Source organism: Pedobacter sp. AC402, assembly GCF_979252805.1.
Window position 1 is genome coordinate 68,311 of sequence record NZ_CEEDAI010000018.1, and the last position, 12,901, is coordinate 81,211.

At 37.6% G+C, this 12,901-nt stretch carries 12 protein-coding genes; 8 read left to right on the plus strand and 4 right to left on the minus strand.

Annotated features, from left to right (window positions below):
- Positions 1–17: 17 nt before the first annotated feature.
- The 4 genes from AC0IWE_RS26700 to AC0IWE_RS26715 form a co-directional block, all read right to left on the minus strand.
- Entirely contained in the window at positions 18–728 is a 711-nt protein-coding gene (locus AC0IWE_RS26700) for a RagB/SusD family nutrient uptake outer membrane protein (RefSeq protein ID WP_471795445.1), read from the minus strand.
- Positions 729–741: 13 nt separating this feature from the next.
- Positions 742–879, minus strand: coding sequence for a hypothetical protein (locus AC0IWE_RS26705; RefSeq protein ID WP_471795421.1), 138 nt, complete (start codon positions 877–879; stop codon positions 742–744).
- Between the two features lie 107 nt (positions 880–986).
- Positions 987–1,439 carry a hypothetical protein gene (locus AC0IWE_RS26710; RefSeq protein ID WP_471795422.1) on the minus strand — a complete coding sequence of 151 codons (453 nt, stop codon included), beginning with the start codon at positions 1,437–1,439 and terminating at the stop codon, positions 987–989.
- Positions 1,405–4,167, minus strand: a complete 2,763-nt coding sequence (locus AC0IWE_RS26715; RefSeq protein WP_471795423.1) for a SusC/RagA family TonB-linked outer membrane protein — start codon at positions 4,165–4,167, stop codon at positions 1,405–1,407. The genes AC0IWE_RS26710 and AC0IWE_RS26715 overlap by 35 nt, the downstream gene beginning before the upstream one ends.
- A 553-nt stretch (positions 4,168–4,720) precedes the next feature.
- On the opposite strand from AC0IWE_RS26715, the gene AC0IWE_RS26720 reads away from it, so the two are divergent.
- The 8 genes from AC0IWE_RS26720 to AC0IWE_RS26755 all read left to right on the plus strand — a co-directional run bounded on the left by AC0IWE_RS26720 (position 4,721) and on the right by AC0IWE_RS26755 (position 12,667).
- Positions 4,721–5,641 carry a carboxypeptidase-like regulatory domain-containing protein gene (locus tag AC0IWE_RS26720; protein WP_471795424.1) on the plus strand — a complete coding sequence of 307 codons (921 nt, stop codon included), beginning with the start codon at positions 4,721–4,723 and terminating at the stop codon, positions 5,639–5,641.
- A 44-nt stretch (positions 5,642–5,685) separates the two neighbouring features.
- Positions 5,686–6,654 carry a TonB-dependent siderophore receptor gene (locus AC0IWE_RS26725; RefSeq protein WP_471795425.1) on the plus strand — a complete coding sequence of 323 codons (969 nt, stop codon included), beginning with the start codon at positions 5,686–5,688 and terminating at the stop codon, positions 6,652–6,654.
- A gap of 8 nt (positions 6,655–6,662) precedes the next feature.
- Positions 6,663–7,136, plus strand: coding sequence for a hypothetical protein (locus AC0IWE_RS26730; protein WP_471795426.1), 474 nt, complete (start codon positions 6,663–6,665; stop codon positions 7,134–7,136).
- 66 nt (positions 7,137–7,202) lie between these two features.
- On the plus strand, positions 7,203–7,913 hold the full coding sequence (locus AC0IWE_RS26735; RefSeq protein ID WP_471795427.1) for a DUF4198 domain-containing protein: 711 nt from the start codon (positions 7,203–7,205) through the stop codon (positions 7,911–7,913).
- A gap of 71 nt (positions 7,914–7,984) precedes the next feature.
- A complete protein-coding gene (locus AC0IWE_RS26740; RefSeq protein WP_471795428.1) occupies positions 7,985–9,184 on the plus strand; it encodes a PepSY-associated TM helix domain-containing protein in 1,200 nt (399 codons plus the stop codon).
- Positions 9,185–9,207: 23 nt separating this feature from the next.
- Positions 9,208–10,146: a DUF6607 family protein gene (locus AC0IWE_RS26745; protein WP_471795429.1), complete on the plus strand. Its 939-nt coding sequence runs from the start codon at positions 9,208–9,210 to the stop codon at positions 10,144–10,146.
- Between the two features lie 132 nt (positions 10,147–10,278).
- Positions 10,279–11,418, plus strand: coding sequence for a M28 family metallopeptidase (locus AC0IWE_RS26750; protein WP_471795430.1), 1,140 nt, complete (start codon positions 10,279–10,281; stop codon positions 11,416–11,418).
- 172 nt (positions 11,419–11,590) lie between these two features.
- On the plus strand, positions 11,591–12,667 hold the full coding sequence (locus tag AC0IWE_RS26755; RefSeq protein ID WP_471795431.1) for a DUF5694 domain-containing protein: 1,077 nt from the start codon (positions 11,591–11,593) through the stop codon (positions 12,665–12,667).
- Positions 12,668–12,901: the final 234 nt, after the last annotated feature.

Below are 12,901 nucleotides of genomic sequence, written 5' to 3' on the forward strand. Positions count from 1 at the left end.
GGTTATTTCCATAGCCTTTAACATAAGATTCGTTTAGGAAGGAACCTCCAACGATAGTTGTTTGAACCTTCCAATGTGTTTTCGCTTACATTAATTTCAAAAATACCCTCTGTAGAACGACCAATAAAAGTGTTTTTATAATTTGCAGTATCTGTTAAAGCATAGCCTCCTTTGCTGATTAATGTATTGATTGTGGTATCAGCACTATTTACATCAACTAAGTTGGGTGCATCTGTTGTAATGTTAGACATCGTTGCTCTCCACAAATACAAATGGGCTAAAAGTGCATAGGTAGATCCTCTATTGGCTGTAACCTTTGCATCCCCACTGTTTGCATAGGTCCAGCTTAATAAATTAATCGCTTTATGGCAATCGTCCTCAATCAGCTTCATAACTTCAGCTTTTGGTCTTCTAGGAAGTTGAGGTGCATTTAGTGGATCTTCATAGGCTTCGGTAACCACTGGTACATCGCCCCAAACCCTTACCATCATAAAATAACTCAAAGCCCTTAAAAAATAAGCCTGACCTAACGTATTATTTCTAAATTCGGTTGGATCATCTTCTGCAGATAACTCAGAATTGGTCATTGCGCCTACCTTTGATAAAATCGTGTTAGACATGGCAATGCTTTTATAGTAAAGCGTGTAATTGGCTAAAGAATTTAAGTTATATTGAAAGGTAAAATCACCTCCTTGAATCCCTTCAAGCCCGTCACCTGTATACTGTATGGTAAAATAGTTCTTAAGCTATTGCATCGCCATACATGTAATATCGGTTGGTTTTATCGGTTATAGCATTACGTAACAATGCATAATTACCTGCTACAGCACTTCTTACATCTTTAGAGGTTTTCCAAAAACGTTTGCTCGTATGGTGCATCTTTGGGCTCTTCGTAAAGCAGTTTTTTACATGCACTGGTAGTTACTATAATAAGTATAGTAATTAATATGCTGAATTTTGTAAGTATATTTTTCATGTTAATGGTATTAAAATTGAACTTGAAGACCTAGCGTGTATTTTTTAGGAATTGGATATCCATTTCCATTATATTCACCATATCCGTTTACACCTTCTGCATCTGGGAGTTTTTTCGATTGTTGGAAGATGTGTACATTATCCATAATCGCAAATATTTTAAACTGGCTTAAACCCCATTTTTTCAATGTTCTTGGATTTATATCATAACCGATATTGATACTCTTAATTCTCAAGTAACCACCCTTTTCAAGGAAAAACGTTTGAGCTCCGGTATAATAGTATCTGTAGGTTCCTAAATCGTATTTAGCGTATTCGGCGTTATCGCCAGGATTGCGCCAAATATTTATCTTATCTAAATCAGGGGTAGAAAAACTTGCAAAATTTGCTACAGCATTGCCATCTTGTGAATTAGCAAAACGATCAGAATCAAATAAGTTTAATACATCTCTTTTTAATGTCAAAGGTTGCAAAAATACCAAGCGAGAAATTTTTATAGCTAAAGTTGTTGGTCCAACCGCCGGTAAAGCGTGGATTTGGATCGCCAATTGGCATTTTATCAGGATTAATACCATCATTGAAAATATCAACAAAGTAATCGCCATCTAAATCAGCCAGATAAAAATCTCCTTCGTTGAAAGTTCCATTGCTATTGCGGTAACGCTCACCGGTAAAGGGGTTTTGCGGAATATTTCCGGTACGTGAGAACACACCTTTTGTTTGATACAAATAAAATGCATTAATTGGGCTTCCCACTGATAAAATATGTGTTTTATCAAATCTATCTCCGCTCAAAATAATATCCCGCCCGCCATTAGGCAAACTCATGATCTGGTTTTTGTTGTAAGAAATATTAAATGAAGTATTCCATTTAATTACCTTGCTGATTGGGGTTGCATTGAAGGTTAACTCCATACCAGAATTACGTACCGAAAAAGCATTGGTATAGGCAACATCATAACCAGATGTAGCCGGTAAGTCTACGTTAAATAATTTATCCTTTACCTCTTTATTGTATATATCAAAGGTTAAAGCATATTTACCATTTTGAAATTCTAAATCGGTACCAATATTCCATTGGGTAGATTTTTCCCAGCTTAAATCTTTCTGGGCTACACCATTCCTAAAGTTGGGCGTAATAGCAGTAACGCCATTGTATGAAGTGGAGCCACCGTTACCAGAAAACCCGCCATTATTTACAAGATAGTTGTTGTACTGAACGTATGCATTATTTAGATCTTCATTGCCTGTAGCACCATAACTTCCCCTGATTTTTACTAAAGTAAAAGGATTATTGGTGATGTTTTTCATGAAATTCTCTTCCGACAATATCCAGCCTACTGATATCGAAGGAAAAACACCATATTTATTGTTTTCACCAAAGCCCGATGATCCATCAGTTCTAAGTGTTCCGGATAACAAATACTTATCTGCATAATCGTAATTAAAACGGCCATAATAAGCAATTAGCCCATGTGCGCGGTATTGCGAGTTGGCGAAAATATTGGCCTGCTGAAAGCCGGTTACAACTTGTATATTATCTGATGCGCCACCAGAACCGCTGGCCTGGGTATTTTGATATTGATCGTATTCAATATCCTGCCCCACTACCGCGCTTATCGAATGCTTACCAATTTTGCCATTATAGTTTAAATAGTTGGATGTTCTTAAGCCTACTCTAGTTGATGAAAAACTGGTTGCACTATTGCCAAAACCATTGTTTAACAAACTACTTAGACTGGCATCCCTACGGGTATTATCAGCTTTGTAAGATGATTGAGAATTTAGGGTAAAGTTTTTGTTAAATTCGTAAGATAAGTTCAGGTTAAAACTAAACTGGTTACTGATGTTTTTATCCAGGTTTTCGCTGTTTGGGCTCACAAAAAAGTCGAGTTTTTCAGGCGAAAGATTGATCAGTGATGAGGGTAAATTCCCAGACCCGATTTTGGTTGGCTTGGAAGGATCATTTGGATCTTCGTTACCACGGGCTCGGTCGGCTCTAGAATAAGCAAATTGTGGATTAATGGTCAACTTTTTATTCAATGCTTTTGAAGTTAAGTTAATTCTACTGCTGTAGCGCTTAAAACCTGTTCCTTTTACAACCCCTTCTTCGTTATAATAACCACCGCTAAAACGATACGTCATCCCATTTTCCGAACCCCCGCTTAAACTTATATTGTTATCATTAATTCTACCTACCTGATAAAAAAGATCCTGCCAATCAGTATTGCCATTGAAAGCCGGGTTTAAACTATCAGTAAGGAGGTATGGGAGCTGTCTTCTCTGGTCATAATTAAGCTGACGCTGTAAAACTTCCATTTTTTGCCTGCGTTCCGTACTGCCGATAGTTGCCTCTCGTAAGTTGGGTCGTTGAACAAAACCAAAATAGCTGCTTAAATTAACTTTAGTATCGCCACTCACTCCTTTTTTAGTGGTGATTAAAATTACACCATTTGCAGCTCTAGAACCATAAATAGCGGCGGCTGAAGCATCCTTTAAAACATCGATAGATTCGATATCGTTCGGGTTAATTCCAGCTAAATAATTTGTTCCTGTTCCGGTATTTGGCGGCACAAAATCATCTGAAGATTGAGGAACACCATCAACCACATATAAAGGAGATCTAATTGTGTTAAACTGATCATAACTGGTGCTAGCTGTAGAATTACCACGTACTGATACTGTAGGCGCTACGCCTGGCTGACCAGTAAAGTTTTGAACATTAACACCAGAAAGCCTGCCCTGTAGCAATTGATCGAAACTAGCTGCCGGTAAATTAGCCAGTTCTTTTCCCGAAATACTGGAAATAGAGGCCGTAGACTTTTTCCTTGTTATTTTCTGATAACCAATAAGCACTACCTCATCCAGCGTTTTATTGTCATCCTGTAGAGAAAAGTTTATGGTACCACTCGCTGTAGCTGTTTTTTCAACAGTAACAAAACCGACTATCCTGGCCACTAAAACTGCCTTGTCGCTTTGTACAGCTAAGCTAAACTTTCCATCGGCATTTGTTGAAGTACCGTTTTTTGTCCCTTTTTCCAAGATCGTTACACCCGGGATAGGTTTATCATTTTGATCTAAAACAGTTCCTTTTATTGTTTTCTGTGCAAAAGCGAGCCAGGGAATTAATAAATAAAAAAATGTGGCCGCTAAAAATTTCACATAGGGGTGTCTTGTAGAATTTTTTTCCATTGATGATTAGTTAGTTACGTTTGATTACAAAGTAAAAGTATCAGTAATTTTACGTAGCCCTTACCTCTTTTTTAACTAACAGATACCATATTTTAACCTAATAAAATTGCGCAGCACAATATTTAATTTCATAAAAAATGGCATTTACAATCTATAATGTGCCATAACTCCATTTAAACGCTATTTTTCTTCCAAAATCCATCATATTTTATTAACGAAAAAACTAGTTAAAATCAGCTAAAACTGATCAATTGAGCAAAAGCAGAAAATAGTTGAAATCACACTACTAAAACGTTAAAGTGATCGCCCGATCAGAAATACCTGCTTTGTCGTTTAAACGCAAATCCCATTCAAATCATGTTATTTAGAATAAATCAAAATAATTTGGATAATACGATTTTCTACCGTTATTTTGCAGCTGTTTAGAATTAATCCAAATAAATACGGGCATGTCAAAAATCGCATTAGCTGTTCCACAGTGAATATTAGGTTAAGAACCTTCACTGGTAGTGTTACTTACAAATTTTAGTTAAAACCAACAATACAATCAAAAATGAATAAAATTAAACCCATTAGCTTAACGTTCTTACTCACTCTTTTCAGTCTATTTTCATTTGCCCAGCAATCCGGAACAATTAAGGGTAAGGTTAGCACCTCTAATGGAAAACCCGCTGCATTTATCTCCATCGGGTTAAAAGGCAAAGGTTTAGGCACAACATCTGATGAAAGCGGCAACTATACCATAAACCGAATAAAGCCAGGCACTTATACCATCAAAGCTACTGCAGTTGGTATTGATGCATCTGAAAAAAGCATTACAATCGTTGCTGGCGAAACTAAAACGGTTGATTTTATGCTCAAAGAAAACGATCAGGTTTTGGAAGAGGTTACCGTTGCCGGAATAAACAAAAAATATAAAGTAAGCTTACCTTCAGCTACGCTTAGGTTAAACGAGCCGCTATTGGAAGCTCCCCAAAACATTCAGATTGTAAGTAACCAGATCATTAAAGATCAACAAATTATTAGCATGAGCGACGGTTTGATCAGAAATGTAAGCGGTGCAGTGCGCCTTGAACACTGGGGAGATTTATACACAAATGTTTTAATGCGTGGATCGCAAATTCAGGCCATGCGCAATGGATTTAATGTTGTTTCTTCTTACTGGGGGCCGCTTACTGAAGACATGAGCTTTGTTGATCATATTGAATTTGTAAAAGGACCAGCGGGCTTTATGTTGGGCAACGGCGATCCGAGCGGAATGTATAATGTGGTTACCAAAAAACCTACAGGTTTAAACCAGGGTGAGGTTTCTTTTACAGCTGGTAGCTTCGACCTTTACCGCACAGCAATTGATTTTGACCATAAGCTAACAGCAGATGGTAAATTTTTATTCAGGTTAAACGCCGCAGCACAAAATAAGGGATCATTCAGACCGTTCGAAAAAACGACCGTTACAGTTTTGCTCCCGTATTAAGCTATCAAATTACACCGAGCACCAAATTAACAGCAGAATATACTTTGCAGAATGCAAAAATGACCGAAGTTGGTTCTTATTATATTTTTAACGCGGCTGGTTATGCAAGTTTACCACGAGATTTTACTTTAACTCAACCTGGTGTACAACCAACAAGGATTAATGACCATAGTGTTACGTTAAACTTGACACAACAGCTGGGCCAAAACTGGAAACTTACTGCGCAGGCCGCTTACTACAAATATTTACAAAACGGATCAAGCTCATGGCCATCAGTGGTTAATGCAAATGGAACACTGATCCGAAATGTTGGAATTTGGGATGCCGAAAGTACAATGAAATTGGCCCAGTTATTTGTTAACGGAACTGTTAAAACCGGTGGCATTGTGCACCGTATTTTAGCCGGATTTGATGGTGGCAAGAAAAGTTACCTTGCAGATTGGGGTCAATCACATGATTTAGACCTTGCCAGTGCTCCATTTGATGTTTATAACCCTAATTATGGCTTCCCTTCAAACGGTTATCCAAACTTCGACCGCAGCACACCTTTATTACAAAGGGCAATTGCGGCAGGAGGCCTAATGGATCAAAAATACCTGAGTGGTTATGTGCAGGATGAACTGGGATTTTTTAATAATATCGTCCGCTTAACCCTGGCCGGCCGTTATACTTACGTTAAGCAATCGGCATATGGAAGCCCGGCAGATAAAGCCAAGCATGTAACCCCAAGGGTTGGCCTAAGTGTATCTGTAGATAAAAACACCTCTGTTTATGCAGTTTATGATGAAGCTTTCACACCTCAAACGGGCTTTTTCCGCGATGGCTCTACCGCAAAACCAATTACCGGAAACAACAAAGAATTTGGAATTAAGAAAGATTGGTTTGATGGCCGCTGGAACACCACCTTATCTGTATACCGAATTACAAAACAGAACGAAATTACGGGAGATCCGCTTAATAAAGCAGGAGAAACCTTTAGCATCGTTATCGGCGAAAAAAGAGCCCAGGGGTAGAGTTTGATTTGCGTGGAGAATTAGCAAAAGGCTTAAACCTGATTGCAAATTACGCTTACACAGATGGTAAAGTAACCAAAGTTGCAGATGGGGTATCAGGTGTTTTTGTAGGCCAGGTTGTACCGGGTTTCTCCAAACATACCACCAATGCATGGTTAACCTATTCATTGCAAAACGGCCTGCTTAAAGGTGCGGGTATTTCTGGAGGATTTACCTACCTGGCAGGCAGAGCGGTTGGCACATATAGCGGAGAAAACGCCAATGAAAATCTGCCTGACTACTTTAAATTAGACGGTGGTTTATTTTGGGCCAACAAAAAAATAAAGGTAACTGCTAATGTATTTAACATTTTAGATAAGTATTTATATAGCGGTGCTTATTATACCAATTATTGGAACGCACCCAACTACGATCAGGCAGTTTACTCATGGCAAGCTGAAGCACCAAGAAATTACAGAGTAAGTATAGCCTACAAATTTTAATTAAAATCCATCATGGGAAACTGGATCAGATCAGTTTCCCATGATTTAACCCCTAAAACGGAAAACATGAAAACGAAAATCTCATTATTATTCTTCTTTTTAGCGTTTGGCATCTCCAACGCATTTGCACATGCTTTATGGATAGAAACTGCATCAACTGGTAAAAAAGGACAAGCACAGGAAGTGAAAGTTTTTTTTGGCGAATACGAAAGCAACGAACCCGATTCTGCAGCCAAATGGTTCAGTAACCTAAAAGCATTCAGCTTGGTTTTAACAGCTCCAAATGGAACCACTACCGTATTAACAAGTACACCTGATGTTCGTTTTTTTAAAGCTAGTTTTACTCCTGATCAGGATGGCTCTTATAAACTATCTGTTGTACATGGGGTAGCTGATATTTATGAAAAAGCCAAAATAGAATATTATGCATTTGCCGATGTAGCAGTAGGAAATGCGAAAATAAATACGGTTTATCCCTTAACAGCGGCGTTAACCATACGGCCAGATAAACATACTTTAAAAGTAGGTGAAACATCAATTCATCAGGTAATTTACAACAAAACTCCTTTTGCAAAACAAAAATTGACTGTTGTTAATACTGACCGTAAAGCACAACCTACCGAAACAGATGCGGATGGAAAGTTTACTTTTAAACCCGAGCAAAAAGGAAATTACTTCTTTGAGGCATTTACTGAAGAGAAAAACCCAGGAAAATTAAATGGGAAAGACTATGATAAAGTTTGGCATTTAGTAACCTATACTACTGAAGTTAAGTAGTTATAATTTTTACAATAGGCAAAACCAACTGATCATAAAATTCAGTTGGTTTTACATTCCACAGCTTGCTAATGGCAATAACAAAAAGTCCAAATCAATCTAAAAACAAGAAATCGCGTTTAAGGCGGATAAGCGACTGGCTGCACCTGTGGCTAGGTATTGCATCTGGTTTAATTGTGTTGATGTTGGGTATTACCGGATGCATTTATGTTTTTCAGAAAGAAATTACAGAGCTGATTCATCGCAAAGCATATTTTGTTGAGGTACCTGCCGATGCGAAAACCTTACCCTTAAGTTTACTACAGGCAAATGCCGAAAAAGCTTTGGGAAACAATAAGAAAATCAGTTTTATTTCTGCCTATAAATCGCCAGAAAGGGCCTGGGAATTCGGCACCTACAAAGCGGGCAATCCTAAAGCTTTCTGGTATTTCGATTCTATTGATTATTATGATCTGGTATTGGTAAATCCATACACAGGTAAAGTAACCCTGGTTGCCGACCATAAATATGAATTTTTTGCCGTAGTAAAAATGATCCATTGGAGTTTGCTGATCAATCATCCCATTGGGCAGCAGGTAATTGGATGGTCTACCTTCATATTTGTATTCCTACTTATTTCAGGTATGGTAATGTGGTGGCCTAAAAACCTTAAAAAATCAAATTTCGATAAAAGTTTTAAGGTAAAATGGAAAGCAAAATTTAAACGCATTAATTACGACATGCATAATGTACTTGGCTTTTATGTAATGCTAATCTGCCTTATGCTGGCCTTAACAGGTATGGTATGGTCATTTCAATGGTTCCAGAATACTGTTTATGTAGTGGCTTCAGGGAGTGTAACACCGCCAAAAGTGGTAGAGGTTAAATCCGACTCCACAAAAAGTACCAAATCCATTCCCTTTGATGTTGCTTTCGATAAGGCAAAAGAAATTTTTAAAAATGAAGACCGTATTGGCATGTCGCCTGCTAGCGGAGGCACCGCAACCATTTATGCTTCAGGTTACCGTGGAGAAGAAACCTATTGGAATTATGACGTGCTTCAGTTTGATCAGTATTCTGGTAAATTATTGCATAGAACCAATCAATCTGAAAAAAATGGAGGTGAAACAGTAATTGGAATGAATTACGACATCCACGTGGGGGCCATTTTGGGCTTACCAGGAAAAATAATGGCATTTTTTGCCAGTTTAATTGCAGCAAGTTTGCCGGTTACCGGGTTTATCATCTGGTGGGGCAAAGGAAAGAAGAAAAAAAAATCCGCAACAGCGTAATACTTAAAAACCAACTGAATAATATGAAAATTGTAAATTTCATTGTTGTATTAACAGGTTTATTCACCTTTAATGCAACCGCTCAAACAAAAGTAGAAAGCCCGGAAGAAAAATTTGAAAAAGATAGAAAAGCAATAAAATCTTTAGCTGGTTTTTATGAAGTAAACTTTAATTATGGAGAAGTTACCTCTCCTGATCCAAATTACAAATTCAGCAAACCTTATGAAAGTCATTGCAACGAATGGGCAGAGATTATTGTAGACGAACCTAAACGCATTGTTATCCAGCACATGCTGGCCATTAATGATACGACGGTAATTAAGCACTGGCGCCAGGATTGGACCTATGAGGATACCGATATTATGCTTTATACCGAGGGCAATGCGTGGAAAAAAGGGAACTTAACCCCGGCTGATGTAAAAGGCAAATGGACGCAAAAAGTTTACCAGGTAGATGATAGTCCACGCTACCAGGGTTATGGAACCTGGAGCCATGTTGGCGGACATGATTCATGGTCGAGCGAAACAGATTCGCCCCTGCCAAGAAGAGAATCTACAGTACGTAAAGATTATAACGTACTCAACAGGGGCAGCCGGATTACCATTACCAAAAACGGATGGATGTTTGAGCAAGACAATAGAAAAATTGTACGTGCTGCCAATGGAGATAAATTACTGGCAGTTGAAAAAGGATATGAAGAATTTACAAAAATAGACCCTAAAACTTTCGCCTATGCGCAAAAATGGTGGGCGAACCAGCATGCCTATTGGGCTGATGTTCGTGGGGTGTGGGCTGATATTATTGGTTCGAAAAACACGTTTAAAGTTCAAACAATGGCCAATGGCAAATTACTTTACGAAACACTTTTTAGTTTGGGAGATCAATCTATTAAAGAAAAATGGACGGTAAGCCAAAACAAAGAGAAAATTAAAACTGCTTTACAGCCATACCTGGTAAAGTAAAATCAATTCATTATATTGATGGTTGATGATTAACGGTTAAGGCTGTTAGCATCAACCATTTTTTATGCAAAACCTCGTAGCTTTCAAAAATCTACAAGGTTTGACAACTAATTTATTTTACTAAATTTCGGAATGAAAAAATGTGGCTTCATCTTCTTTTTATTTCTGACAATTAATTGTTCTGCACAAGATTCTACCTACACCAGAAATGTAATTAACACACTCACTTCAAAACAATTTTGGGGCAGAGGTTACACAAAAGATGGAATGAAAAAAGCCGCAGACTACCTTACCGCAGCATACAGTAAAATTGGCTTATTGCCAATGGGAACTACATATAACCAACATTTTAATTTCTCGGTTAATACCTTTCCAGCAAAAATGAGCTTAGCCATTAACGGCCAGAAACTTATTCCTGGTAAAGATTTTATTGTAAACAATGAAAGTCCGGGCATTAAGCAAACCGCAAACTTAACTCAAATCGATAGCCTTAATTATCAAGCATCACCGTATTTACAAGTTGTATTAAAAGATAAACTCACGTGGTCTGTAGCTACAGAATTAGGAACTTCGACAATTATTCAAGTCAACAAAAAATATTTTACAACCCTGCCAAAAAAAATCAGTGTTGAGATCGAAAATAAATTTATTCCCTACTTTGATGCAGCTAATGTTTGTGGTTTTGTAAAAGGAACTAAATTTCCCGATTCTTTACTAATTATTACTGCCCATTACGACCATTTGGGTGGATTGGGTGCCGACACCTATTTCCCTGGTGCCAATGATAATGCTGCAGGTGTGGCAACTTTATTAAGCCTTGCCAAATATTACGCGGTGCATCCGCAACCCTATTCTATTGGTTTTATTTGTTTTGCTGCCGAAGAAGCAGGTTTATTAGGATCAAGGTATTTTGTCGAAAATCCATTAGTCCCATTAAGCAAAATTAAATTTCTCATTAATTTAGATTTAGTGGGCACCGGCGATGCAGGCATGACAGTTGTTAATGCATCAGTTTATCCAAAAGCGTTTAGCCAACTCAATGCTATAAATAATCAAAACCATTATATTTCTAAAATAAATTCAAGAGGCAAGGCAGCTAACAGCGATCATTATTTCTTCACCGAAAAAGGTGTTCCCGCATTTTTTATTTACACAAAGGGCGGTCCGCCGGCCTACCACGATGTATTCGATAAACCGGAAACTTTGCCGCTTACAGCTTATAAAAATCTTTTTAAATTAATCGTTGGTTTTAACCAAAAACTAATGGAATAGCTTCTTTTGCAGGACGAAAGCTTGAAATCGTTATGCAAACCCATAATTTCGAATACCCAACCATTGAAATCGATTTTTTTCTGATTGGGATAATATTTTAAACCGTTGGGATAAATAAATTTAGCAGCAAAGCGTGTATGCTCATCTTTGAATCAACAAAAACGAAACAACCATGAGAACTATACAAAAACTTAGCCTTGCATTTTTATTGTTAATTACTGTTGCAGTTAAATCCAATGCTCAAAACCAGATCGAAATTGTAATTGTTGGCTCTTCCCACGACAATTCTAAATCAACACAAAATTTTCAGGCCATAATTGATAAACTTAAAAATTTTAAACCGGATATGGTTTTTGGCGAATACCTGCCAAGTGGCGATTACGCTAAATTGGAAGAAAGCCATTGGGCAAAAAAATCATTTAGAAAAGGACATGATTATTTAGAAAAATTAAATCCCGAATCTCCAAAAAACCTTGATGCACAGATTAAAAAAGGTCAAAAAGCCCTCTCCTCATTTGCCTACTACCATAAAACCAGGATGAACTTAGCGATTAATTATACCAAAAACTGGGACAGAGGAAATGCTGATTACCAAATTTTTGTACTCGAAAATTACATGAAACCTAGTTTCGGTAAAGAAGAGCAGGCAGAATACGCTAAGATGTTCGGCAATACCGATTCATTAAAGAAAAAGGGATTTTACAGAGCAGGAAGTGAATATAGCAAAATCTACTTTCCACTTATTTACCAGTTAAAACAAGATCGGATTTACAATATGGATTGCCAGACGTATGATAAACCATGGAATGAGGCCTGGGGCAAAACAGATTCGCTATACAAAATTTTAATTGGCAAAGGGAAAGCCGACACTACATCGCCAGAAGCAGCTACAGTTAAAGCCATAGAGAAATATTGGGCTTACAGCGATGATGAATCAAAGGTTTTCAATGCCGATCCCTATGCTGGCATGAACTCCGTAAAATACGGTGCCTTGGATGAAGCCTGGAATTTTTATGGAGGCCGTAACTTTTATGGTTATGCGGGTTTCCCTACTGAAGGAGTAAAAGATATGATAGCACAATGGACGTTAAGAAATGAAGGCATGTGCAAAAACATCATCGAACAGGCAAAAACCAAAAATGCAAAAAGGGTAGTTGTAGGAGTTGGCGCATCGCACCGAAAATGGATGGAAGAAATTTTAGCAAAAAACCCTGAAGTTAAAATTGTGAATTATAACGATCTCCACTAAACTTACTAAATCGTATTAAGAGACGCTATCATAAAGCGATTTTCTCCAGAGGTCATATCAGGTTGTGCTGCCGAAACACCGTAACAGGTATTTTCAGCCCATCATAAAACCCAGGGACGACAAATCTATAATTATGATAGCGTCTCTTTTTTTATTGTAATTTTTTTGTGCGTATTTGCAAAAAGCATTCAACTGTTTTACTTTTACCTAAAGATTTAGTTATCGTTTCAGTTG